The organism is Actinoplanes rectilineatus, assembly GCF_000962825.1.
Taxonomy (GTDB): Bacteria; Actinomycetota; Actinomycetes; order Mycobacteriales; family Micromonosporaceae; genus Actinoplanes; species Actinoplanes rectilineatus.
The window spans coordinates 1-24,566 of record NZ_JZKF01000114.1 but is presented as its reverse complement, the minus strand read 5'-3'; the positions used below and the strand labels follow the sequence as shown (position 1 = coordinate 24,566).

The 24,566-nt window shown below is 68.2% G+C and carries 21 protein-coding genes, 2 tRNA genes and 1 pseudogene; 9 read left to right on the top strand and 15 right to left on the bottom strand.

The window, feature by feature from the left end; all coding sequences use genetic code 11:
- From WH85_RS42105 to gyrB, 9 genes and pseudogenes are all read right to left on the bottom strand, one after another.
- Positions 1–302, bottom strand: a pseudogene (locus tag WH85_RS42105) (TetR family transcriptional regulator); the annotation flags it as partial.
- Between the two features lie 69 nt (positions 303–371).
- Positions 372–812 carry an NUDIX domain-containing protein gene (locus tag WH85_RS42100; protein WP_045747782.1) on the bottom strand — a complete coding sequence of 147 codons (441 nt, stop codon included), beginning with the start codon at positions 810–812 and terminating at the stop codon, positions 372–374.
- 93 nt (positions 813–905) lie between these two features.
- Positions 906–1,580, bottom strand: a complete 675-nt coding sequence (locus tag WH85_RS47895) for a DUF6461 domain-containing protein (protein ID WP_052721201.1) — start codon at positions 1,578–1,580, stop codon at positions 906–908.
- A 96-nt stretch (positions 1,581–1,676) separates the two neighbouring features.
- Positions 1,677–1,749: transfer RNA gene (locus WH85_RS42090), tRNA-Ala, on the bottom strand.
- 12 nt (positions 1,750–1,761) lie between these two features.
- A complete protein-coding gene (locus WH85_RS52575) occupies positions 1,762–1,890 on the bottom strand; it encodes a DLW-39 family protein (RefSeq protein WP_211275611.1) in 129 nt (42 codons plus the stop codon).
- Between the two features lie 153 nt (positions 1,891–2,043).
- A tRNA-Ile gene (locus tag WH85_RS42085) sits at positions 2,044–2,117 on the bottom strand.
- Positions 2,118–2,193: 76 nt separating this feature from the next.
- Positions 2,194–3,090 carry a DUF3566 domain-containing protein gene (locus WH85_RS42080; RefSeq protein ID WP_045747786.1) on the bottom strand — a complete coding sequence of 299 codons (897 nt, stop codon included), beginning with the start codon at positions 3,088–3,090 and terminating at the stop codon, positions 2,194–2,196.
- 3 nt (positions 3,091–3,093) lie between these two features.
- The gene (gene gyrA, locus WH85_RS42075) at positions 3,094–5,607 is read right to left on the bottom strand and encodes a DNA gyrase subunit A (RefSeq protein WP_045747781.1); all 2,514 of its coding nucleotides are present in this window, start codon (positions 5,605–5,607) and stop codon (positions 3,094–3,096) included.
- 106 nt (positions 5,608–5,713) lie between these two features.
- A complete protein-coding gene (gene gyrB / locus WH85_RS42070) occupies positions 5,714–7,666 on the bottom strand; it encodes a DNA topoisomerase (ATP-hydrolyzing) subunit B (RefSeq protein ID WP_045747780.1) in 1,953 nt (650 codons plus the stop codon).
- Positions 7,667–8,287: 621 nt separating this feature from the next.
- On the opposite strand from gyrB, the gene WH85_RS42065 reads away from it, so the two are divergent.
- Positions 8,288–8,854: a hypothetical protein gene (locus tag WH85_RS42065; RefSeq protein WP_045747779.1), complete on the top strand. Its 567-nt coding sequence runs from the start codon at positions 8,288–8,290 to the stop codon at positions 8,852–8,854.
- Between the two features lie 219 nt (positions 8,855–9,073).
- On the opposite strand, the gene WH85_RS42060 is transcribed toward WH85_RS42065, so the two are convergent.
- The 6 genes from WH85_RS42060 to dnaA all read right to left on the bottom strand — a co-directional run bounded on the left by WH85_RS42060 (position 9,074) and on the right by dnaA (position 16,917).
- On the bottom strand, positions 9,074–9,613 hold the full coding sequence (locus WH85_RS42060) for a hypothetical protein (protein ID WP_157411565.1): 540 nt from the start codon (positions 9,611–9,613) through the stop codon (positions 9,074–9,076).
- 169 nt (positions 9,614–9,782) lie between these two features.
- A complete protein-coding gene (locus WH85_RS42055) occupies positions 9,783–10,334 on the bottom strand; it encodes a DciA family protein (protein WP_045747777.1) in 552 nt (183 codons plus the stop codon).
- 315 nt (positions 10,335–10,649) lie between these two features.
- Complete coding sequence (gene recF, locus WH85_RS42050; protein WP_045747776.1) at positions 10,650–11,780, bottom strand: DNA replication/repair protein RecF; 1,131 nt, start codon at positions 11,778–11,780, stop codon at positions 10,650–10,652.
- Positions 11,781–11,783: 3 nt separating this feature from the next.
- The gene (gene gnd, locus WH85_RS42045) at positions 11,784–12,656 is read right to left on the bottom strand and encodes a phosphogluconate dehydrogenase (NAD(+)-dependent, decarboxylating) (protein WP_045747775.1); all 873 of its coding nucleotides are present in this window, start codon (positions 12,654–12,656) and stop codon (positions 11,784–11,786) included.
- Positions 12,657–12,695: 39 nt separating this feature from the next.
- Complete coding sequence (gene dnaN, locus WH85_RS42040; RefSeq protein WP_045747774.1) at positions 12,696–13,829, bottom strand: DNA polymerase III subunit beta; 1,134 nt, start codon at positions 13,827–13,829, stop codon at positions 12,696–12,698.
- A gap of 1,201 nt (positions 13,830–15,030) precedes the next feature.
- Entirely contained in the window at positions 15,031–16,917 is a 1,887-nt protein-coding gene (gene dnaA / locus WH85_RS42035; protein WP_083449687.1) for a chromosomal replication initiator protein DnaA, read from the bottom strand.
- A gap of 594 nt (positions 16,918–17,511) precedes the next feature.
- Between dnaA and rpmH the strand changes: the two genes are divergently transcribed.
- The 8 genes from rpmH to WH85_RS42000 all read left to right on the top strand — a co-directional run bounded on the left by rpmH (position 17,512) and on the right by WH85_RS42000 (position 24,008).
- On the top strand, positions 17,512–17,649 hold the full coding sequence (gene rpmH, locus WH85_RS42030) for a 50S ribosomal protein L34 (RefSeq protein WP_014448226.1): 138 nt from the start codon (positions 17,512–17,514) through the stop codon (positions 17,647–17,649).
- Between the two features lie 35 nt (positions 17,650–17,684).
- On the top strand, positions 17,685–18,041 hold the full coding sequence (gene rnpA, locus WH85_RS42025; RefSeq protein ID WP_045747773.1) for a ribonuclease P protein component: 357 nt from the start codon (positions 17,685–17,687) through the stop codon (positions 18,039–18,041).
- Positions 18,038–18,295, top strand: coding sequence for a membrane protein insertion efficiency factor YidD (yidD, locus tag WH85_RS49600; RefSeq protein ID WP_083449686.1), 258 nt, complete (start codon positions 18,038–18,040; stop codon positions 18,293–18,295). The genes rnpA and yidD overlap by 4 nt, the downstream gene beginning before the upstream one ends.
- A gap of 1 nt (position 18,296) precedes the next feature.
- Positions 18,297–19,328, top strand: coding sequence for a membrane protein insertase YidC (yidC, locus tag WH85_RS42020; RefSeq protein WP_045747772.1), 1,032 nt, complete (start codon positions 18,297–18,299; stop codon positions 19,326–19,328).
- A 132-nt stretch (positions 19,329–19,460) separates the two neighbouring features.
- Positions 19,461–20,054 (top strand): Jag family protein, encoded by a 594-nt coding sequence (locus WH85_RS42015; RefSeq protein WP_045747771.1) that lies wholly within the window; start codon positions 19,461–19,463, stop codon positions 20,052–20,054.
- A gap of 158 nt (positions 20,055–20,212) precedes the next feature.
- On the top strand, positions 20,213–21,052 hold the full coding sequence (rsmG, locus tag WH85_RS42010; RefSeq protein ID WP_342669830.1) for a 16S rRNA (guanine(527)-N(7))-methyltransferase RsmG: 840 nt from the start codon (positions 20,213–20,215) through the stop codon (positions 21,050–21,052).
- Positions 21,053–21,942: 890 nt separating this feature from the next.
- The gene (locus WH85_RS42005) at positions 21,943–22,911 is read left to right on the top strand and encodes a ParA family protein (RefSeq protein ID WP_281179146.1); all 969 of its coding nucleotides are present in this window, start codon (positions 21,943–21,945) and stop codon (positions 22,909–22,911) included.
- Positions 22,908–24,008, top strand: coding sequence for a ParB/RepB/Spo0J family partition protein (locus WH85_RS42000; RefSeq protein WP_045747769.1), 1,101 nt, complete (start codon positions 22,908–22,910; stop codon positions 24,006–24,008). The genes WH85_RS42005 and WH85_RS42000 overlap by 4 nt, the downstream gene beginning before the upstream one ends.
- The last annotated feature ends 558 nt before the right edge of the window (positions 24,009–24,566 follow it).

Genomic DNA, 24,566 nt, shown 5'->3' with positions numbered 1-24,566 from the left:
GTGGCGGTGGCGGTGGCGGTGGCGGTGGCCAGAGTCTCAGTGTTCAGAACGCGACTACGGGCCGAGGCGCCGTCCAGGAGCAGCGCCAGTTGCTCACCGAGGCGCTCGGGATCGGCGGCACCGGCCTCGCGGGCACTGTCGGTCAGGCGTACCGCGAAAGCCCTCTTGTAGTCGCGGGCGAGCACGCGGGCCGGGTGTTCCGGGTCCGGGATCTCGACGGCCGCCGCGATGAACGGACACAGCGGCGCGTGGCTGTCGAAGACCGCGAGAAGCCGGTCGGGGAGGTCGATGCGGTCGCACACCACGGCGACGCGCCGCCGGCAATGGTGCCGGCTTCGACCTCGCCCCTGAGCGCCGAGGTCCGCTGCAACCTATGGGGCTGGCTCCGGCGCCGGAGCCGCCGAAGGATCCGGCGCCAGGGTCGGCAGCACCACCATCAGCGGGGGCACCGGCACCCCGCTGGTCTCGATCGGCAGCTCCGGCACCGGCAGCCAGTCCACCCCCAGCGGCTCGGGGCCGAACCCGTCGTCGTGGCCGGCCCGTGGCTCGCCGTCGGCCACGGTCACCGCGAAGACCGACGTCATGCCGGACGGATAGGGCATCTCCAGCACGTGGCGCGCGTCGCCGACGATCAGGCCGGTCTCCTCGAAGACCTCGCGGCGCAGTGCCTCCTCGGCGGTCTCGCCCGGGCGCAGACCGCCGCCGGGCAGGGTCCACCACTCGCCGCCACCGGATCGCCGGCTGCGCTCGTGCACCATCAGCACACGGCCGTCCCGCACGATCACGGCGGCGGCCCGTCTTCGTTCGCTCACGAGTCGCAGGCTAGCCGGAGGAACTGTGCTCCGCAGGATTCCTTCATTCCTCTGTGGATACCCCGTCACCCGGTAGATCGGGCATTTGCGGAACTACGGTTTCGGAACGGTGACCAGGAGATATGTCCGTTCCACCAGGAAGTCGTGGGTGAGCCGGACACCGGTCTGTCCGTCCAGGAAGGCCAGTGCCGGCCCGGTGGGTCCCGTCACACCGGTGCCGCCGATGAGCCCGGCCGCGCGCATCGCCGGCACGAAGTCGCCGGGGCGGCTGCCGCCCCACCGGTCCGGGGTGCCCGAGTCGAAGTCCAGGACCACGTCGCCGTCACGCAGCGCCAGAAGCCGCCCGTGCTCCTCGGCGTCGCTGTAGTAGGCCAGAACCGTGCTCCCCGCCGAAAGTGGCTCCACGAGGCTCTCAGTGACCCCCAGCGCCCCGTTGTCCTCGACGATCAACGACCAGTCGTCGCCGGCCCGGGTCACGCCGAGGAAGAACCGCCCGGTGTCGCCCCGTTCGCCGTCGCCGGGCCCGACCAGGCGCTGCCATTCGACCCGTTCCAGTTCGGTGCCGCCGAGCCGTGCGACCACCTCGACGGGGGTGAGGCCCTGCACCAGCGTGAAGCAGAAGCCCTGTCCGAGCTCCCGGCTGTGCACCGGCCACAGGTAGTCGGCGGCGACGCTGGACACGCCGGTGCGCGGCTCGGCCGGCTCCGGGTCGGCGCAGCTCGCGAGACCGGTGGCGGCGAGCAGGAGGAGGACGGCACGGCGTTTCACGGCATCAGTGAAACAGCACGGAACCCGCCCGCGCGGCCCCGTCGGACCGGATATGACAAACGCCGCCCTCGAGGGGCGGCGCGAGATGTTTCGTTGTGGAGCCCAGGGGACTCGAACCCCTAACCCCCGCCTTGCAAAGGCGGTGCTCTGCCAGTTGAGCTAGGGCCCCGTCCCTACCAACCTAGCGGAGGTCGGGGGCGGTAGTCGCCTCGTGCCACAGAGCCCGCTCGTCGCTGGACGCCTTGACCTTCTTGACCACCACGAAGGCCGCACCCGCAACAGCGGCGACGATCAGAAGCTTCTTCAACATTGAATGCTTCCCCCACATTCGCGAAGCGCAACCAGGCACTTTCCAGCGCGATCATCAGATCGCGGGGTTTCCGGGGGCTCGGCCTCCGGAGCAGATATGACGAGGTGATCCCGGCCCGCGTTTTCCACGGGCAGAGACCACCCAACCATCTCGTGGGGCTAGCTGGAATCGAACCAGCGACCTCAGAGTTATCAGCTCTGCGCTCTAACCGACTGAGCTATAGCCCCTCAACTGCGAAGAGAACGTTACCGCATCGGGTTGCGAGCCACCAAAGCGGGGGTGGCTCACAACCCGATCGCGCGGTCAGTCCCGTTCGGCGAGCGTCAGCTCGATGCCACCGACCAGGTCGGCGCACACGTTGTAGATGAACGCGCTCAGGGTCGCCAGCGCGGTGAACAGCACCACGTTGACCGCCCCGATCAGCATCGACGTGCCGATGACGCCCCAGGCGGTGATCCGGAAGGCGCTGCCGGACGAGGCGTCGGCCCCACCGCTGGCGGTCACCAGGTCCTTGAGGCTGTCGTTGACCGACGTCCACACGCCCATGGTGTCCAGGGCGAGGTAGAGCACCGATGTGGCGACCACCACCACGATGAAGAGCACGATCGACACCGCGAACGCGAACTTCATCACGGACCAGGGGTCGATCCGCTTGAGGTTGAGACGGGCCCGGCGCGGACCGCGAGCAGCGGCCGACGAGACCGTCGACCGCGCGGACCGCACCGCTTCCGAGACACGGGCGGCGCCCACCGCGGCCGCACCGGCCGGCGCGGAGCCGGTCCGCTGCTTACCGGTGGTGGAGACGGGCGCTGTGGCCGGCTGGGCCGGTGGCGGGGTCACGGTGGCCCGTGGGGCCGCCGTGCCCGTGCTGGGCGGCGTCGTCCCCGGCCGGGCGGCCGGGGTCCCCGGTGCGGCACCCTTGCCCTTGGTGACGACCGGCACGGTGGCCGATCCCTTCACCACGGAGGGTCCGCCCGGACGCTTGGCGTCGGCACCGCCGTCACTGCCGGCAGCCGGCTCGCCGGGCGGCGGCGCCATTCCCGGCGCCCTGGTGAACTTCGGCCCAGACGGGGAATCGGCGGGGACAGCGGCGCGCCCTGCAGCCTCGCGTCCGTTCGCTGCGGCGCCGTCCTTCTTCGCCGCATCGTCCGGAGTCGCCGAGGCCCCCGGGCCCCCCGACTTCGCCTGTGTCTCCGGCATCAACTAGTCCTGTTCGTCAGGCTCGTCGGCATTGCGAGCAAGCGCCACGATGGTTACACCTTCTGGGAGGTCCATCAGCTTGACCCCCATTGTGTTCCGATCCCGTGTGCGCCGTACAGGCTTCACGGGAGTCCGGATGACACCACCATTGCTGGTGATGGCAAACAGTTCATCCTCCGGGCTGATCACCAGAGCGCCCACAAGTCCACCACGACGCTCGGTGATCTTGGCGGTCAGTACCCCCTTACCGCCACGACCCTGAACGGGATACTCCTCGATCGGTGTGCGCTTGGCATACCCACCGTTGGTCGCCACCAACACATCCAACCCCTCGCGAACAACTTCCATCGCCAGGAGCTCGTCGTTGTCGCCGAACCGCATCCCGATCACGCCCGAGGTGGCCCTGCCCATAGGACGTAGTGCGTCGTCCGTGGCGTTGAATCGGATGGCCTGCGCGTTCTTGGAGACCAGCAGCAGATCCTCTTCCGGTGCCACCAGGGCCGCGCCCACCAACTCGTCATCCTCCCGCAGGTTGATGGCGATGATGCCACCGCTGCGGTTGGAGTCAAACTCCTCGAGCCGGGTCTTCTTCACGAGACCATTCTTGGTGGCGAGCACAAGGTACGGCGCGACCTGGTAATTCGGGATCTGGATGACCTGCGCGATGTGCTCGTCCGGCTGGAAGGCGAGCAGGTTGGCGACGTGCTGACCCTTCGCCACACGCTGCGCCTCGGGCAGCTCGTAGGCCTTCGCCCGGTAGACCCGGCCCTTGTTCGTGAAGAACAGCATCCAGTCGTGCGTCGAGATCACGAAGAAGTGCGAGACGATGTCGTCCTGACGGAGGGTTGCCCCGCTCACGCCCTTGCCGCCGCGCTTCTGCGACCGGTACAGGTCGACCTTGGTGCGCTTCGCGTAACCGGTACGTGTGATCGTCACCACAACGTCCTCGCGCGCGATGAGGTCCTCCATCGAGACCTCGCCGTCGAACGGGATGATCTGGGTGCGCCGCTCGTCCCCGAACTTCTGGACGATCTCGCCCAGTTCGTCGGAGATGATGGCACGCTGACGTTCCGGCTTGGCCAGGATGTCCTTGAAGTCGGCGATCTCCAGCTCGATCTTGCCGAGCTCGTCGACGATCCGCTGCCGTTCGAGGGCGGCCAGCCGGCGCAGCTGCATGTCGAGGATGGCGGTGGCCTGTACCTCGTCCACGTCGAGCAGCGACATCAGGCCCTGGCGGGAGTCCTCGACGGTGGGCGAACGCCGGATCAGGGCGATGACCTCGTCGAGCATGTCGAGGGCCTTGGCCAGACCGCGCAGGATGTGCGCGCGCTCCTCGGCCTTGCGCAGGCGGTACTCGGTCCGCCGGCGGATGACCTCGATCTGGTGCTCGACGTAGTACCGGATGAACTGCGCCAGGTTGAGCGTGCGCGGCACCCCGTCGACCAGCGCCAGCATGTTGGCGCCGAAGGTCTCCTGCAGCTGGGTGTGCTTGTAGAGGTTGTTCAGCACCACCTTGGCGACCGCGTCACGCTTGAGCACCAGGATGAGCCGCATGCCGGTACGCCCGGACGACTCGTCCCGGATGTCGGCGATGCCGGTGAGCTTGCCTTCCTTGACCAGCTCGGCGACCCGCTCGGCGAGGTTGTCCGGGTTGACCTGGTAGGGCAGCTCGGTCACGACGAGGCACGGCCGGCCCCGGCTGTCCTCCTCGACCTCGACGACGGCCCGCATCCGGATCGAGCCGCGGCCGGTCCGGTAGGCGTCCTGGATCGCCTGCTGTCCGACGATCAGACCCTTGGTCGGGAAGTCCGGGCCCTTGACCAGCTCGAGCAGCGCCTCGAGGGTGGTCTGCTCGTCGGCCTCGGTGTTGTCCAGGCACCACTGGACGGCCGCGGCGATCTCGCGCAGGTTGTGCGGCGGGATCTTGGTGGCCATGCCGACCGCGATGCCCTCGGAACCGTTGACCAGCAGGTTGGGGAACCGGGCCGGCAGGATCGTCGGCTCCTTGGTGCGCCCGTCGTAGTTGTCCTGCATATCGACGGTGTCCTCGTCGATGTCCCGCAGCATCTCCATCGCCAGCGGGGACAGCTTCGCCTCGGTGTAGCGCATGGCGGCGGGCGGGTCGTTACCCGGCGAACCGAAGTTGCCGTTGCTGTCGATCAGCGGGTAGCGCAGCGACCAGCGCTGCCCCATCCGGACCAGGGCGTCGTAGATCGACGAGTCGCCGTGCGGGTGGTAGTTGCCCATCACGTCGCCGACGATGCGGGCACATTTGACGTATCCGCGGTCCGGGCGGAACCCGGAGTCGTACATGGCGTAGAGGATCTTGCGGTGTACGGGCTTGAGGCCGTCACGGACGTCGGGCAGCGCACGGCCCACGATGACGCTCATCGCGTAGTCGAGGTAGGACCGCTGCATCTCGACCTCGAGGCCGACCGGCTCGACACGCTGGCTCACGCCACCGCCGGTTTCGTCCTGTGTCTCGTCGCCGTCCGAGGGCTCGGGAATGTCAGTCACTTTTAACCCTTACTCAAGGTGAAACCAGACATGTGCGGCCAAAGCCCGCATATCGCTGTGGATAACCATGTGGAAAGTAGGCTCACGCTGTGGATACGCGACGCCACTAGATGTCCAGGAAGCGAACATCCTTGGCGTTGCGCTGGATGAACGACCGCCGCGCCTCGACGTCCTCGCCCATCAGCACGCTGAACAGCTCGTCCGCGACCGCGGCGTCGTCGAGCGTGACCTGGCGCAGCGTCCGGGTGTCCGGGTTCATCGTGGTGTCCCAGAGCTCGTCGAAGTTCATCTCGCCGAGACCCTTGAACCGCTGGATGTCGTCCGGCTTCGCGTTGGCCTTCTTCTGCTGGCGCAGCGCGATCAGGCCGTCACGCTCGCGGTCCGAGTACGCGTACTGCGCGTCGTCGCCCCGCTTGTTCCACTTGATCTTGTAAAGCGGCGGCGACGCCAGGTAGACGTGGCCCATCTCGATCAGCGGCCGCACGAACCGGAACAGCAGGGTGAGCAGGAGCGTCTGGATGTGCTGGCCGTCCACGTCGGCGTCGGCCATCAGGATGATCTTGTGGTACCGCAGCTTGCCGATGTCGAACTCGTCGTGGATGCCGGTGCCCATCGCCGTGATCAGCGCCTGGACCTCGTTGTTCTTCAACACCCGGTCGATCCGGGCCTTCTCCACGTTGAGGATCTTGCCGCGGATCGGCAGGATCGCCTGGATCCGGCTCTCCCGGCCCGACTTGGCCGAACCGCCGGCCGAGTCGCCCTCGACGATGAACAGCTCGGTCTCGCGCGGGTCGGTCGACTGGCAGTCGGCCAGCTTGCCCGGCATCGAACCGGACTCCAGCAGCGACTTGCGCCGGGCCAGCTTGCGGGCCTGCTGCGCGGCGATCCGGGCGCGAGCCGCCTGGTCCGCCTTGGTGATGATCAGCTTGGCGTCGGCCGGGTTGCGGTCGAACCAGTCGGCGAGCTGCTCGTTGGCGACCTTCTGCACGAAGCTCTTCATGTCGGTGTTGCCGAGCTTCGTCTTGGTCTGGCCCTCGAACTGCGGGTTCGCCAGGGTCACCGAGATGATCGCCGCCAGGCCCTCACGGATGTCCTCGCCGGAGAGCTTCTGATCGGCCTTGAGGAACTTCTTCTCGACGCCGTACCGGTTGACGATGCTGGTCAACGCGGCGCGGAAGCCCTCCTCGTGGGTGCCGCCCTCGTGGGTGTTGATGCGGTTCGCGAAGGTGTAGACCGACTCGCCGTACGACTCGTTCCACTGCATCGCGATCTCGACCGCCATGCGCGCTTCGTTGTCCTCGGACTGGAACTCGATCACCGTCTTGTGGATGGCGCTCTTGGTCGCATTGAGGTGCCGCACGAAGTCCGCGATGCCGCCCGCATACATGAACGTGACCTGGCGGGGCTTGCCCTCCTCGTCGAGGGACTCGGCCCGCTCGTCGGTGAGGTTGATGGTCAGGCCCCGGTTGAGGAACGCCATCTCCTGCAGCCGGCGGTAGATCGTCTGGAAGTCGAACTCGACCGTCTCGAAGATGGTCGGATCCGGCCAGAACTGGACGGTCGATCCGTTCTTGTCGGTCGGCTCGCCCTTGATCAGCTCCTCCGGCTTGGAGGCGTTGTACTTCTGCCGCCACACGAAACCGGACTTGTGGATCTCGACGGCCATCCGGACGGAGAGCGCGTTGACGACCGAGACACCCACGCCGTGCAGACCACCGGAGACCGCGTAGGCCTTGCCGTCGAACTTGCCGCCCGCGTGCAGAACCGTCAGCGCCACCTCGACGCCGGGCTTCTTCAGCTGGGGGTGCAGGTCGACCGGGAAGCCACGGCCGTTGTCCGTGACCGAGACACCGCCGTCGGCGAACAGGATCACGTCGATCGTGTCGCAGTACCCGGCGAGCGCCTCGTCGACGGCGTTGTCGACGACCTCCCAGACCAGGTGGTGCAGCCCTCGCTCACCGGTGGAGCCGATGTACATACCGGGACGCTTGCGGACCGCCTCGAGACCTTCGAGCACGGTGATTGAATCCGCACCGTACTCCTGCTTGTTCTCTGCCACCCTCGGCCACTTTCTCGCGGCGAGCCCTTGCGGAGCCCTCACGCGGGGTTGTCGGGCGACCAGCGGAGAACGGCACGCACCGAGCACCGGAGATGACACCGCGGAGAGGAGCGGACCACCGGTGGAACCGTGCACGCCGGCCGCCGCGGACGTCCCGCGGATCGTGATCGGCTGGAAAAACCGCATAGCGTGACGGTGTGGGCCGCATGGCAGTCGAATGAGCCAGGGCCGCCACCGTCAAGCACAGTTTTCCCGGTCGCCGTCGATTCTACTCCGCCGAAGCGAGTTGGCGAGGGTCCGGCACCCCTTCCGGGTGCCTGAGAGTCCCGTAGCGCGATTCAGGCCGCTACCCACGTGTTCCCCTACACGGAACTACCAGGGAGCACAACGGCAAACGCTGCGGCTGTTTGCCCCCTCGGGCGCGCCTGCCGTGCCCGACCGGCACTCACTGCGACACTGCTCGACAGCCGCCCGCGCCGGTGTCGTAGCCTCGCCCGCGCGGACCGGTGATGGCCGGACGCCGTCGGACGAATGGCACCGGTCGTCCGCCGCGACGGGCCCCACCGGAGGGTCCGCGTCCGCGGATGAGGCTTCGCAGGCAGGTCGAGGAGGGGTGGCCCGATGGCGCACGACAAGGGCCTGGACAACGTCGCGGTGCACTGGCCGCGCACGAACCAGTACTACGACCCGGTGGCTCCCGCCGAGTTCGTCGACTTCGGCACGATCGCCGACCGCCCCGAGATCGCCGCGCCCACCGGTGCGCTGGCGCTGCACGTGGCGAAGACCGGGACGGTGCGCGCCACGGCGTACACCGAACTGGTCGATCTCCTGTTGGGCCTGGAAGGTGTGCTCTACGCCACCGACGCGGCCGCCGAGGACGAGGATCCGGTGATCGATCCGGACGGTTGCGCGTGGATCGCCGGCGGCCTGGAACGGTTCGTCGAGGGCCACGACAAGTTCGGTGACCTGGTCACCTTCGACACCGTCGCCGAGGTGATGCGCACCGCGATCGCCGGTGGGCGCCTGCCCGAGCAGCAGTTGCGCTGGCTCGATCAGCGCCTGACCGCCCTGCGCGACGACGCCGGCAACGCTCCGCACTGGAGTTTCGCCCGCACCGAACTGGCCGTGCTGGCCGGCTTCTACCGGCGCTGCGCGGAACGCGGTTTCGCGGTGTTCGCCGACTACTGAGCCGATCACCATCTGGACGGAGATCCAGGTCAAGAGCTTCTGGTCCCACCTGGGTGGTGGGTGCGGACCGTCGCTCCCGCGGAGGCCGGGCACGGCGATCTGGACGCTGGCGCGTCCAGCCCGATCGCCGCACCCTTCATTCTGCGTGCGCACCCACTCTCACCCCGCGTTCGGCGACAGTCACGTTCACGCTGGTCGACGGCCGCATCGCGCTCCAGCTCAGCGGCCGTCCCGTTCGCCCGGCTCGACGGGATCAGCGGGACCGGATGCGGCGGTCGCGCCGCGTGGATGACGCAGCAACCAGAACAACGCACCGACCATGAGCAGCACGATCAGGCCGGAGACCGACCACGCGATCAACTCGCGACCGGAGTCCTGAGCCGGGGCCGGGGCCGGGCCGACGGCCAACTGCTCGTTGCCGTCACAGGCGTTCGTCGTCGCGCCCTCCATCGACACCACGCGGTACCGCGCGCCCTCGACGAACTCGTACCCGCAGGAAGGCCCCTCAGCGGGTGTGGCCAATGTCACGGATTTACCGACATCACCCTTGGTGACCGACTCGACCTCGAAAGTCACCTTCACCTCCGACGCCGCCCCGAACCAACCGGTGTCCACCTCCTCGACGACACCCGAGAACACCAGCGCGGCCTCGTCGACGGGCGGGTCCACCGCACAGGAACACGCCCATGCCGGTGCCGCGGCGACGGGTATCGGAGCCAACACGAGCAGAAGCAGCACCATCAGCCGACGCATGATCATGCGGGTTCGACGTGCGAAAACGCGCCCAGGTTGCACACCGTCGCGGTTTCGTGCGCCGGGCCTCGGCCGCTAGCGCCCGGCTCGGCCACGGATTGCGGCGGACTCAGCGGCACGCTGCCGCCGACTCAGCCGTAGGTTGCGGCCGACTCAGCCGTAGGTTGCGGGGGACTCAGCCGTAGGTGTCGCGCGGGCCGCGGCCCTGCACCCGGCGCGGCCCGCGGTTCCAGGACGGCGCCGCCGGACCGTGGATGTTCAACCGGGCGACCACGTTGTGGCCGACCTCCCCGGCGATCTTCCGCAGGATCGTGGCCGTCAGCATCCGCAACTGGGTGGCCCAGGCGGTCGACTCCGCCTCGACGGTCAGCACGCCGCCCTCGAGCTTCACCGGCCGGCTGTGATCGGCGATGTCCGGTCCGACGACCCGCTCCCAGGCGCCGAACACGGTCGCCTCGGCCTTCGGCTTCTCCCAGCCGCGGGCCTTCACGAGCCGTTCGAGCATCGCCCCGAACAGTTGCGGATCCCGCGGGTCCGGTCCGGGACCGGAGTATCCCCGCAGGCGCTTCTGGCCGGTCCCGCTCCCGGCGCGTTTCCGCGGCTGGCGCATCGCCTCCCGCCGCCGGGCGAGGGCGGCGTCGAGCACCGCGCGCGCCAGCTCCGGACCGGCCGGACCGTCAGCACCCGCGGTCGGCTTGTCGGCGTCCGGTCGTGGGTCCTCGCTCATCGCGGTCCTCCTCGTGGTCGCCCGGCACTCCGCAGCGCCATCACGTCCGGCTCCATCACGACGGCCGCCATTGCCTTCGCCTTCGGCCCTGTCGGGTTCGGCCCCGAGAAGTCTCCACCGATGCCGCCGAACGAACCAGCCCGCCGCCGAATCAATGATCCACACGACGTGGCCCCGAACCCGGACAGCCGCAACCGCCCCTCACGAGCCCTCTGCGGCCCCGAAGCGCCTCCGGCCACACCCGGACCCACCCGCAGCGCCCCGAGGGCTCTCACGGGCCGCTGAGACCGGAAACAATCACTCGCCGGGATGGCGTCACGTGACACGGTCCACCGTTCCGGTGCTCACGTCGAACCGCGCACCGGCCAGCGACGCCGGCACGTCCTCGGCGACCGCGCACGTCACCAGCAGCTGGGCCGCGTCCGACACCAGCGCGGCCAGGCGTTCCCGGCGGCCCGCGTCCAGTTCGGCGAAGACGTCGTCGAGGACCAGCACCGGTTCGATGCCGTCCGACCGCAGCAGTTCGTAGGCGGCCAGCCGCAGCGCCAGTGCGAACGACCACGACTCCCCGTGGCTCGCGTAGCCCTTGGTCGGCAGGTCTCCGAGCGTCAGGGCAAGGTCGTCGCGATGCGGGCCGACCAGGGTGGTGCCGCGTTCGACCTCGGCGGTCCGGCGCTCCTCCAGCGAGGCGAGCAGGGCCGCCTCGAGAGCCGGCCGGTCCGGGACCAGAGACTCGCCGAGCCGCGACGAGTAGGCGATCGACGCCGCCGTCCGCCCGGCCGCCACCGCGTCGTAGGCCTTCGTCAGGTGCGGGCCGAGCGCCGCGGCCAGTTCCAGCCGGCCGGCCAGCAGCTCGGCGCCGTGGTGGGCCAGGTGCTGATCCCAGACGGCGAGCGTCGACAGGTCCTGCCCGCGGGTGCCGCCGACCTTGCGGGTCAGGTACGACGTCCGGAGCAGCGCGTTGCGTTGCTTGACCACCCGGTCGTAGTCGGCGCGCACGCCCGCAAACCGCGGCTGGCGGGCGACCAGCAGGTCGTCGAGGTAGCGGCGGCGTTCGGACGGGTCGCCCCGGACCAGTTCGAGATCCTCCGGGGCGAACAGCACCATCCGCAGCGCCCCGAGCACCTCACGGGGACGGCGTACCGGCGACCGGTTGAGCCGTGCCCGGTTGGCCCGGCCCGGGACGATCTCCAGCTCGACGAGGAGTTCGCGTCCATCGTGGACGACCGCGCACCGGATCACCGCCGACGTGGCGCCGGCCCGGACCAGTGGAGCGTCGGTGGCCACCCGGTGACTGTCCAGAGTGGCCACGTAGCCCAGCGCCTCGATGAGGTTCGTCTTGCCCATGCCGTTCTGCCCGACCAGCACGGACACGCCGGGATCGAGGTCCACGGCCACCCGCTCGTACGAGCGGAAGTCGGTGAGCTCGACCCGGCGTACGTGCATGGATCAGCGCTTCACGGCGTGGCCACCGAACTGCTGGCGCAGCGCGGCGACGGCCTTCATCGCGGGCGAGTCCTCCTGGCGCGACTCGAAACGCGTGAAGATCGAGGCGGCCAGGACGTGGGCCGGAACGGCGAGGCGGACGGCCTCGTCGACGGTCCAGCGGCCCTCACCGGTGTCCTCGACGTAGCCCTTGAGGTTGGCCAGCGTCGGGTCCTCGTCGAGCGCCCGGTCGAGCAGGTCGAGCAGCCACGACTTGACGACGCTGCCCTCACGCCAGCTCTTGATGACCGCGGGCACGTCGTGCACGAGCTCGGACGCCATGAGGATCTCGTAACCCTCGCCGTACGCCTGCATCATCCCGTACTCGATGCCGTTGTGGATCATCTTGGCGTAGTGGCCGGCGCCGTGCGTGCCGGCGTGCGCGAAACCGAACTCGCCGGCCGGCTTGAGCGCCTCGAAGATCGGCTTGCAGTGCTCGACCTGCGCGGCGTCGCCGCCGACCATCAGCGCGTACCCGTTGGTGATGCCCCAGACGCCGCCGGAGACGCCGACGTCCAGGTAGTGAATGCCCTTGGCGCCCAGGCGGGCGGCGCGCGGGGCGTCGTCGGTGAACTTCGAGTTGCCGCCGTCGATGACGATGTCACCCTCGGACAGCAGCTCCGCGAGCGCGTCGACGGTCTCCTCGGTGATCTTGCCGGCCGGAACCATCGTCCAGATCACGCGAGGTGCGGCCAGCTTGTCCACCAACTCGGCCAGGTTGGCGACGTCACTCTTGTCCGCGTTGTGGTCGAATCCAACTACTTCATGCCCGGCAGCACGCAGACGGTCCCGCATGTTGCCACCCATTCGGCCGAGACCGATCAGGCCGAGTTGCATGGTGATCTCCCTAGATGAGCGATTGCTTCCAGCTCAGTATCAGCGAGTGACCCGGATCGGCATGATCAGATAGCGGTAACCCGGGATGATTTCGCCGCTTTCGCCAGCGGGCGAGATCACAGCTGGCTTGAACGCGTCGACGAACGACAGCACCGCGGTGGCCGATCCGAGGTTCTGCAGACCGTCGATCAGGTACTGCGGGTTGAAGCCGATCGTCAGCGGTTCACCGGTGAACGCCGCCTCCATGGCCTCGCTGGCTCGGGCCTCCTCGGTCTGGCCGGCCTCGACCACCAGACCGTCCTCGCTGAAGCTCAGCAGCACCGGGGTGGTGCGCTCGGCGACCAGCGCGACACGGCGGACCACCTCGACCAGGGCCGCGACGGTCACCCGTGCCTCGGCGTTGTGCGATGCCGGGAAGAGCGACCGCACCGGCGGGTAGTTGGCCCCGTCGAGCAGACGGCTCGTGGTGCGGCGGGCGCCACCGGCGAACCCGATCATGCCCTCGCCCGCGCTGCCCTGCGCCAGAGCCATCGTCACCGAGCCACCGATCGGGCCGAGGGCCTTGGCGGTGTCGTTGAGGGTCTTGGCGGGCACCAGCGCGTTGATGTTGATCTCCGGGTCGTCCGGGTTCCACTCGATCTCGCGCATCGCCAGGCGGTAGCGGTCGGTGGCGAGCATCGCCATCGTCGTTCCGTTGAGCTCCAGCCGGACACCGGTCATCATCGGAAGCGTCTCGTCACGGCCCGCGGCGATCGCCACCTGCGACACGGCGGAAGCGAACGTGGCGGCGTCGACGGTGCCGGCACTGGACGGCATCTCCGGAAGGCTCGGGTAGTCCTCGACCGGCATCGTCGGCAGGGTGAAGCGTGCGCTGCCGCAGACCAACTCCAGATGCGCACCGACGGCGGCGATGTCGACCGGCTTGCCGGGGAGCGCCTTGGTGATCTCGGCGAGCAGGCGGCCGGAGACGAGGGCGGCGCCGTCGGCGTCGGCCTGCACCTCGACGGTCACCTGACTGGAGACCTCGTAATCGAAGCCGGAGACCTGCAACCTGCCGTCGGTGACTCGCAGCAGGACGCCGGCGAGCACCGGAACAGACGGCCGGCTGGGCAGGCTCTTGGCTGTCCAGGCCACGGCGTCGGCGAGTGCGTCTCGCTCAACCCGGAACTTCATGCTGTCCTCCGCGATGCTTCCTCTACAGGGGGTCCGACCCCACTGAACTCTATGGCGCTGACGGCACTGATGCGCGCCCGACCCCGGTGCTGCGAAGTCGAGCCCGAGGCGCAGCGACCCGCAAGCAGCCCTCCCACACCATCCACAACGCTGATGATTGCTTTTAAGTTTTCTAGGAAGAAATATCTAGTCGTCTTCATCGGTGCTGTGGATTCTGTGGATAACCGGCCTTTTCGCAGGTCAGCGAGTTATCCACCGGTGTTTAGCCTGTGGGTAACCAGGGTATAAACCCGGCCCTCTGTCCACAGGAAGGTCATCTACGACCTGTCTCCACACAGTCGTCCACAGGCATCCACGAGTTATCCACCGGTTATCCACCGGGTTTATCCCCTGCCCTGTGCATAACGCTGAGACGCTACTGACCCGTCGTCCCCAGATCCTTCAACAGGCTATCCACAGCCTTCCACAGCCTGGGGACAGAAATATTACGGAGAGCGACTGTCCACATCGATATCCCCAGGGTTTTTCCACATCTGGGGATAACTCACCTCCGGGATATCCACGATCTGGGGATGAAGCCTGTGGAAGCCTGTGGACAAGTGTGGAAAACGTTGGCACGAAACTGAACCGTCGCGACGTTGACAACTCGACGTTCTTGGTACTCATTTTCGGACAACGATTGTCATCAATATGACCTTGACCTGCGATGATCTGGGCATAACTTGTGGATAACCCGGTGTATAACCTGGGCCTGCCTGTGGATCGTTTAGTGGTTTCGCTGCTCACGCCCTGTGGGCATAAGCGGCCACCCTCTAGTCATCACTCTGTGTACAACGCTGCCGGAGCGCGAACCGTCCAAGATCCGAACGCGAGGCGCCGTCACTCTTTAGTGAGTCGGTCAACCAGTTGACCGACAACCTCTGCGGAAGGCCGTCTGCGAGGAGGATTCACCAGTCACCGCGCGTAATCGTGAAGATCGATGCGGGCGGCGGGGCGGCCGGCTCAGCGCTCGTTTCCGCAGCGTACGCACGGTTTCCACAGGTCGGCTGGGCAGCGTGGGCTCGACGGCTCAGCGGGTCCACAGGCGGTCCGAGGTAGCGGTGCGGCGGCAAGGCGGGGACCCGGAAAGCACGAAGCCGTCCCGGAGAGCTCGGGGACGGCTTGGTTGCGGCTGAGGGAGGTGTGGCGCGTACGAGAAAGATCAGGTGTTCTGTTTGATGCGGTTGGTGAGTTCGGCGATCTGGTTGTAGAGCGACCGGCGTTCGGCCATGTGCTGTCTGATCTTGCGGTCGGCGTGCATCACGGTGGTGTGGTCGCGTCCGCCGAACGCCTGGCCGATGCGCGGCAGGGAGAGATCGGTCAGCTCGCGGCACAGGTACATGGCGACCTGGCGGGCGTTGACGAGCACCCGGCTGCGGGAGTGGCCGCGCAGATCCTCCAGGCTGACACCGAAGTAGTCCGCAGTGGACACCATGATCTGGTCGGCGGTGATCTCCGGCCCGGCGCCGTCCGGCATGAAGTCGCGCAGGACCTCCTCGGCCAGCGACAGTTGTACCGGCGAGCGGGTCAGGCTGGCGAACGCGGTGACCCGGATCAGGGCGCCCTCGAGTTCCCGGATCGAGTTGGAGACCCGGCTCGCGATGAACTCCAGGACGTCGGCCGGCGCATACATCCGTTCCTGCGCGGCCTTCTTCTGCAGGATCGCGATGCGCGTCTCCAGGTCGGGCGGCTGGATGTCGGCGAGCAGGCCCCACTCGAACCGGGTACGCATCCGGTCCTCCAGTGTGGCCAGTTGGCGCGGCGACCGGTCCGAGCTGATCACGATCTGCTTGTTGGCGTTGTGCAGGGTGTTGAAGGTGTGGAAGAACTCCTCCTGCGTCCGCTCGCGGTTCTCCAGGAACTGGATGTCGTCGATCAGCAGGATGTCGACGTCGCGGTAGCGGCGCTGGAACGCCTGGGTCTTGTCGTCGCGCAGGCTGTTGATGAAATCGTTGGTGAACTCCTCGGTCGACACGTAGCGCACCGAGCGCGCGTGGCCGAGGGTGGTGGCGTAGTGGCCGATCGCATGCAGGAGGTGGGTCTTGCCCAGCCCGGAACTTCCGTAGATGAAGAGCGGGTTGTACGCCTTGGCCGGCGATTCGGCGACGGCCACCGAGGCGGCGTGCGCGAAGCGGTTGGACGAGCCGATGACGAACGACTCGAACAGGTACTTCGGATTGAGCCGGTTGCCGTCGTTGCCCCCGGGCCGCGGCGAGGCGCCCGGGCCGCGCAGGTCGATCGGGGGACGGCCGGGGCCGTTGTCGCCGCGGACGGGCAGCGGGTCGTCACGACGGTCCTGGCCGATCAGGGCCGGCCGGTCGTCGGGAAACCGCTGGTTGTCCGGGTAACGCTGGTTGTCGCGCAGCTGCGACGGGTCGGCGGCGAGCCGGTGCGCGACCGTGTCGTTCGGCGTCGGCGGTGCCACCTGGTCCGGTCCCTGGTCCGGCGGGTGCGTCACACCGGTCCGGTTCGACGGCGGGGGCGGCGGTTGCTGCGACGGGTCGGCGAACAGGGCCTCCTGCCCGTCACGGGCGGTGGGCACCCCGCGTGGGTACGGCCCGGGCAGCGACGAATGCTGCGCGGAACCCGTCGGGTACGCCTCGGCGGGGTACTCCTGCGGGGTGTAGGCGGGTTCCTGCTGGCGTGGCTGACCCGGATAGGTCGGCAGCTCGGGCTGGTACGGCCGGGGGTCGTAGTGCCGGGCCTGCGGTTCGCCGGCGGGCGGCTCGCCCACCTCGGACGGTGAGCCGTAGACCGTGCCGGTCATCGTGGATATCCCGGAACCGTCCTCCGGGGGACGAACCGTAACGGCGACCTGGATCGGCCGGTTGAGGCGCTTGGTCAGTGCTTCGGTGATCGCCGGGCGCAGGCGGGACTCGATGATGTCGCGGGTGTACGTGTCCGGAACCGACAGTAGAGCGGTGTCCTCGACGATCGCCCGGAGCCGGGTCAGCTGTAGATAGGCACGCTGCTGGGGCGAGGCGATCTCGTCGGACAATTCCTCGAGAGTCTCCCGCCACAACCCGCCCAGGTCGACCTGATCGGCCACCGCCGCGCCACCCCCATCGCCACCGACCCCCGGTGGAGCTTGTCCGGCCTTTCGCCTGTGCTGCCTCTCGTCGCCCCCATGGGCGGTCGATCGGCTTCCCCCAACCCAGCACAGCTAACCTGCTGAACACGCACGGCGCCACCCAGCTATCCACAGGTTATCCACAACCTGTGGCGCCACCGGTGGCCGCTCCCGGCCGGATTGGTCGGCAGATTTACCGGAGCCTGTAGCGGCGCGGGCTGAAAACAGGCTCATCGTGGCGAACGATCCACCTGCTTGTCCGGTTTTGGCCGCCGCTTCGCGGTTTGCAGACGGCCGGTGAGACCAGCAACCGCGCACGCTAACAGCGGTGACGCGTGGACTACAACTGCCGCCCGGAGCCCGCCGCAGCCCGTCCGCAGGAAAAGATTCACTTTGTGCGTGGAAAGACCAGGTGGTTGGCGCACGCCCCGGCTTGTCGGCGTGCCGACCAAGGATATGGTTGACCGCTGTAAGTGCCCTGCGTAGGGTTGGGCGGTTGCTCCGCCGCACTCTGCTAAAGTGGCGTCTTGCAGCGGATGCCCCCTGGATGTAAGACGAAGACGGAGTATTGACGTGAGCAAGCGCACCTACCAGCCGAACAACCGCCGGCGTGCCAAGACCCACGGCTTCCGGCTGCGCATGCGCACCCGTGCCGGTCGCGCCATCCTCTCGGCCCGCCGTACCAAGGGCCGCGACAAGCTGTCGGCCTGAGCCGACCGCAGTCAGGCCGGAATGCTCAGGTAGTCGTGCTGGCCGCGACGCAGCGACTGCGGCGTAGCAACGACTTCGCCGCAGCGATCCGCGGTGGCCGTCGTGCCGGCCGTGGGACTCTGGTCGTTCACCTGCTTATCGAGGAGCCGGCGTTCGCCTCCACGGCGCGCGCCGGCTTCGTCGTATCCAAAGCCGTGGGCAACGCTGTGACCCGCAACGAGGTCAAGCGCCGTCTCCGGCACCTGGTCCGTCCCCTGCTGGACGACCTTCCGGCTGGCGCGTCCCTGGTCGTGCGCGCGCTGCCACCTTCCGCCGCCGCTCCGTTCGCCGTGCTCGCCGCGGACCTGGAGTCGGCGCTCGCAGCCGCCCGCCGACCGCGGCGGCCCCGATGAGCGTGACCGCCCGGCTGCTGAGCGCAGCGGTCGTCGCGTACCGTCGATACTTGAGTCCGGCGTTGCCGGCTCGCTGCCGGTTCTATCCCTCGTGCAGCGCATACGCCCAGGAGGCGTTGGCGAAGCACGGTGCGATTCGGGGTACGGGCCTGACAGTCTGGCGGCTCCTGCGCTGCCAACCTTTCCACCCTGGCGGGTACGACCCGGTGCCTGACCCGATCCGTCACCGTCCTGCCGATGTGACTGGAGCATAGATTGAGTCTCGACTGGATCTACTACGCCATTTCGTGGATCCTCCTCCGCTGGCATGCCCTGTGGGACGCGATCGGCATCCCGGACGGCCGGGTGGTCGGCACCAACTGGGCCTGGATCCTGGCGATCATCTTCCTGGTGGTGACGCTGCGCGTCATTCTCTTCCCGGTCTTCGTGAAGCAGATCAAGAGCCAGCGGGCCATGCAGGCACTGCAGCCCAAGGTCAAGGCTCTGCAGGAGAAGCACAAGGGTGACCGCGAGACGCTCCAGAAAGAGATGATGGAGCTCTACAAGACGGAGAAGGCCAACCCGCTGATGGGCTGCCTTCCGATGTTCTTGCAGATCCCGGTCTTCTTCGGCCTCTTCCACGTGCTTCAGCACCTGGACCCGTCGATCTCCGAGAAGTACAAACTCCTCTACGGCTGGACGCTCGGCCAGTTCGACAGCGCCGCCAACGCGCACCTGTTCAGCGCCCCGATCAGCGCCAAGTTCGGCTCCTCCGCCGCCGAACTGGCCGCGGTCGGTGCCGACGGGACCACCGTCAAGGTCCTGGCCGGCATCCTGGTCCTGGTCATGATGGGGACGACGTTCCTCACCAGCCGCCAGATGATCCTCAAGACCGGCTGGGCCGAGGACCCGCAGCAGAAGATGATCCAGCGCCTGATGCTCTACGGCATCCCGTTCTCGCTGCTGATCTCCGGCTCGCTGTTCCCGATCGGTGTGGTCATCTACTGGGTCACCAACAACCTGTTCACCCTGGCCCAGCAGCAGTGGGTGCTCCGCAAGTTCCCGCCGGTGCAGATGGCGGGCGCCAAGACGTCCTCCGCGGCGAAGCCGGGCGGCGGCACGAACCGGGGCGGCAGCGCCAAGAGCCCGGTGCAGCCGGCCCGCACCGGTGGTCTCTTCGGTGCCCGCAAGGCGCAGGCCGAGCCGGTCACCCCGGTTGTCGACGCCAACGCCCGGGCGCCCAAGCCCGGTGCCAAACCGGTGAATCCGAAGAAGGGCGCCCGACCGGCGGCCAAACCCAAGGGATGATCGCTGCTCGGGCCCGTCCGGACCCGAGCGCTCTCCCGCTACCGACCTCCCCGCGCTGCCGGGCACGAATCGGCGCCGTGGGAAACATCGGACCGACTTCGGTCCGGCCCGAGTGACAACGGAGATGAGACCGTGACCGACACCAGCACGCCCCCTTCCGCCGGTTCGTCCGCCGGTTCGTCCGCATCAGAGGACGTCGAGCCGGTCGCCGGTGCCGAGGGGACAGCCTCCACCGAGGTCAAGAAGTCGGAGAGCGTCGCCTCGGACGGCGACCTGTTCCGCCAGAGCGAGATCGCCGCGGACTACGTCGAGGGGCTGCTGGACATCCTCGACTACGACGGCGACATCGACGAGCTGGTCTCCGCCGGTCGTCCGATGGTCGAGGTCGTCGGTGGCCGCCTGCAGCCGCTCGTCGGCCAGCGGGGCGCCACGCTCGAAGCGCTCCAGGAACTCACCCGCCTGGCGATCTTCCGCGCCACCGGCTCGCCCAGCCGGCTGCTGCTGGACATCGGCGGCTACCGCGCGGCCCGGCGCAAGGAGCTCGGGGCGGTGGCCCGCAACGCCGTGGAGAAGGTCAAGGAGCACGGCGACCCGGTCCGCCTGGAGCCGATGTCGGCCTTCGAGCGCAAGTGCGTGCACGACGTCGTCAACGCGATCTCGGGTGTGCAGAGCGAGTCCGAGGGCGTGGAGCCCAACCGGCGCATCGTGGTGCGTGTGGCGGACTGATCATGACGAACCCACGCCACGGCGCGGGTGACCTCGGCCCGGGCGAGCTGACGCCCGGGCCGTCGTCTTTCCCGTTGTCGTCCCCCGAAGCTGTTGTCCCCCCTGGCGTTTCCTCCGTGGTGGCCGGTTCTGATCCTGCGGCCCCGGACGGTCCGTCGGTGTTGGTGCCGCCCGCGGAGATCGCCGCCGCGGCCGCTGAGGTGTTCGGAGAGCGCCTCGAGCTGGCCGGCCGGTACGCGGAGCTGCTCGCCACCGAGGGTGTCGTCCGTGGGCTGATCGGGCCCCGGGAGACTCCCCGGCTCTGGGAGAGGCACCTGGTCAACTGCGGAGTTATGTCCCAGTTAATCCCATTAGGCGCTTCGGTGATTGACGTCGGATCTGGTGCCGGTCTGCCCGGTATCGTGCTGGCTGTGGCCCGCCCAGACCTGGACATCACGCTGGTCGAGCCACTGGCACGGCGCACCTCCTTCCTCGACGAGGCGGTGGAAGCGCTCGACCTGAGCAACGTCACGGTCGTCCGCGGGCGTGCCGAAGAAGTGATCGGAGAACTGCCCGAAGCGGACGTCGTGACGGCACGCGCGGTCGCCGCCCTCGACAAACTCGCGGGCTGGTGCCTGCCGCTGGCCAAGGTCGGCGGACGGCTGCTGGCGCTCAAGGGGGCGTCGGCGGCAGACGAGGTCGCCGAGCACGCCAGGGCCCTGGCGAAGCTGGGCGGTGGCGAGACGGTGGTGCGGCTCTGCGGAGCCGGGCTGATCGACCCGCCGGCGACGGTGGTGGACGTGATCAAGGAGCGGCACGTGGTACCGGTGCGGGGCCCCAGCGCGGCTGCTGTTCGGCGCGCGGAGCGGCGTACGGAGCGTCGTTCTGAGGGACGCTCAGAGCGTCGTTCGGATGGGCGTTCGGATGGGCGCTTGGACGGGCGTTCGGATGGGCGTTCGGAGGCGGGGCAGGGCGGGGCTCGGCGCGGTGATGGGCGGAAGGGAACGCGGAGGAGATAACCATGGGCAGGCGGGGCGCACGGAGACGTAAGGCCAAAGTGCATCCCGCCGTTGCTCCCGGGCCTGCGGTGGTGCGCTGCGAAGGTGTGGCTGCCGTCAGGGCCGGCGGTTCCTCCCCGGCCGATGGTTCCTCCCCGGTCGGCGGTTCCTCTGCGACGGCCGGTGGTTCTTCCGCAAGCGGTGGCTCTTTCGCGGCCTGCGTGGACGGGACCTCGGGTGTACGCCGTGCAGGGCCGGCCGTGGTGCGCGTCGACGAGGCGGTGGCCACGTGGCTGGACGGGCTGGCGGGCGTTCGGTGGGACGGGTCCACCGTGGCGCCGCAGCTTCACGTGGTGGGTAGCGGTGCGTTGTCTACCTGTTTGCGGGCGGCGTGTGTTCGAGGCGGGGCGTGCTCGGACTGTGCGCCTCTGGTGGAAGCCGGGTCAGGGGTGCTTCCTCCGCTTGGCGGGACGACCGTGGTGCGGTTGAGGGGCGGGGTCACGCGTACCCGAAAAGGGTTTGAATCTTTTGACCTTGTACCTGAAGCGGCTGAGCTTGCTGCGTTGGTTGCGCCCATTGATGCCGTTTTGGTGACGGGTAAAGCGACGTTGCGTCCGACTCATCGGACTGAGGACCATGGCGACACAAGCCCGACGGCCGTAGGCTGGCCAAGCGTCGATAACGTGGACCGGATTCTCCCCGCCGGGGCGCATGGTCAGCCGGCCGAATCCTTCCTCACTCACAGGGATAAAGCGGTGCATGAGTACGGTGTTTCACGTGAAACCGAGTCGCCTCTCGACAGGCCGTCGGCAGTGAACGCGGGTGGGCTGCACGCCGGTGACCAGAATGCCCCCCTGCCGCGGGCAGCCGGCGCTTACGGCCAGCCAGCGCGTTACGGCTACGGCACACCCCTGCCCCAGCAGCCAGTTGCGGCGGTACGGTCCTCCAGCGCTCCGGCCTCCGGAGTCCCCGCCGAGCATGTTTCACGTGAAACGCCGGGCGGGGTTGAGGACGATCCGCCCCTTGCCATGGAAGCGTTGCGAGCTGTGCAGATCCTCAACCCGAGCGGCGAGATCGTCATGCCGCGCCCCGACCACCCGCGGGTGATTTGCGTCGCCAACCAGAAGGGTGGGGTCGGGAAGACCACGACCACCGTCAATCTGGCGGTGGCGCTGGCGCTCCACGGCAACCGGGTGCTGGTGGTTGACCTTGACCCACAGGGCAATGCCTCCACCGGTCTGAACGTGCCCCACCATGCGGGTGTGCCGGACGTCTACGACTGCCTGATCGACAATGTTCCGCTGGCCGAGGTGGCGCAGCAGGTCGAGGGCATTCCGACTCTCTACTGCGTGCCGGCCACGATCGACCTCGCCGGCGCCGAGATCGAACTCGTCTCAGTGGTGGCCCGGGAATCCCGCCTGGCGCGGGCGATCTCCGGGCACCCGGAGAAGTTCGACTACGTCTTCATCGACTGCCCGCCGTCGCTCGGCCTGCTGACGGTCAACGCGCTCTGCGCGGCGCAGGAGGTGCTGATACCCATTCAGTGCGAGTACTACGCGCTGGAGGGCCTCAACCAGCTGATCAACAACATCAACCTGGTACGCCAGCACCTCAACCCGACGCTCGACGTTTCCACGATCCTGCTGACCATGTACGACCGGCGTACGCGCCTGGCCGACGCGGTGGAACAGGACGTCCGGAACCACTTCGGAGCCAAGGTCTTTAACGCCGTTATCCCCCGGAACGTACGAGTGTCCGAGGCTCCTAGCTATGGCCAGTCCGTGATGACCTACGATCCGGGATCACGGGGTGCAACGAGCTACTTCGAGGCAGCCCTGGAGATCGCTATGCGTGGGGTCAACACGGGAGGAACGGCATGAAGAACCGTCCGCGGGGTGGCCTGGGCCGCGGCCTGGGTGCGTTGATCCCCACGGCGCCTGCCGCTGAGCCGGCCACTCCCGGCGAGGCTGAGGAATCGCCGGAGGGCGCGGGGGCGGCCGCCGGTCTGGCGTCCTTCCCGTCGGATGCGGCGGGCTCGTCGTCTCTGTCGACTCTGGCACCACTGTCGTCGTTGCCGCCGGCGCTGCAGTCGTCGGCGCTGCCGTCGCTTCCTGAGGTGGAACTCGCGCCGGTGCCGGGTGCCCGGTTCGCCGAACTCGCCGTCTCCGACATCGAGCCGAACGCGAAGCAGCCCCGGCATGTCTTCGACGAAGAGGCGCTGGAGGAGTTGAAGGCCTCGATCCAGGAGGTCGGCTTCCTCCAGCCGATCGTGGTGCGGGAGCTCGGCGACGGCCGCTACGAACTGGTCATGGGCGAGCGCCGGTGGCGTGCCGCCCAGGCCGTCGGCAAGGAGACCATCCCGGCGATCGTGCGGGACACCCCCGACGACGCGATGCTGCGCGACGCGCTGCTCGAGAACATCCACCGGGCGAACCTCAACCCGCTGGAGGAAGCAGCGGCGTACCAGCAGCTGCTCGAAGAGTTCGGTGCCACGCACGAGGAACTCGCCCGGCGGATCGGCCGCAGCCGCCCGCAGATCTCCAACACCATCCGGCTGATGAACCTGCCGGCGCCGGTGCAGCGGCGGGTGGCGGTCGGCGTGCTGTCGGCGGGACACGCGCGGGCACTCCTCGGCTTGGACGACAGCGAAGCCCAGGAGAAGCTCGCGCTGCGAATCGTGGCCGAAGGCCTGTCGGTGCGGGCCACCGAGGAACTGGTTCAGCTTGCGGCAGCCGAAGGCCCGGCCAAGAAGGCGGCACCCGCCCGCCGAGCCAAGGTGCACGCACCCGCCCTGAACGATCTGGCCGAGCGTCTGTCGGATCGCTTCGACACCCGGGTGAAGGTCGACATCGGCCGGAACAAGGGAAAGATAACGATCGAGTTCGCGACGGTCGACGACCTCGAGCGGATCGTGGGCATGATCGGCGTTGAGGAAGAGGGAGCCGGCGAACGCGGTAGCGAGGCCGCGGAGGAGTAGCCGGATCGGCTCCGGTTGTTGGAAGGTGACGGAAGCGCGTGGCCGTGGTGGTCGCGCGCTTTTTCGTGCCCAGGGTTGTGGAATCGGCGTTCTGAAGTGATCTTTTGCCCCACGAGCCCCAACGTGAAATCCCAGGAGAATCGCTCTGACAGAACCCCAAAGCGACCGGTTCTCACGTTGGCAGTAGCCGCTGGTGGGGTGTCGGCGGGTGTGGGGGTTCTGATTCGGAACCGTGGCTGGATCTGCCGCGACGACGACAGGGCTCGGGGTCGGGTGGTCGTTTCACGTGAAACCGGCAAGATCACTGAGAATGCGTTATTGGTATTCCTGGGTCACTCGCGTAGCTCTGGCTCATGTCTCTGTGTTTCACGTGAAACGGGAAGATCGCCGAAGTTGGGGCGGCTTGGCTGCGCTGATTCTTGGAGGGGCGACTCTTCCCGCCGAGCTCCGCGACAATTCCCCGGAGCCCGGAGCCCGGAGCCCGGAGCCCGGAGCCCGGAGCCCGGAGCCCGGAGCCCGGAGCCCGGAGCCCGGAGCCCGGAGCCCGGAGCCCGGAGC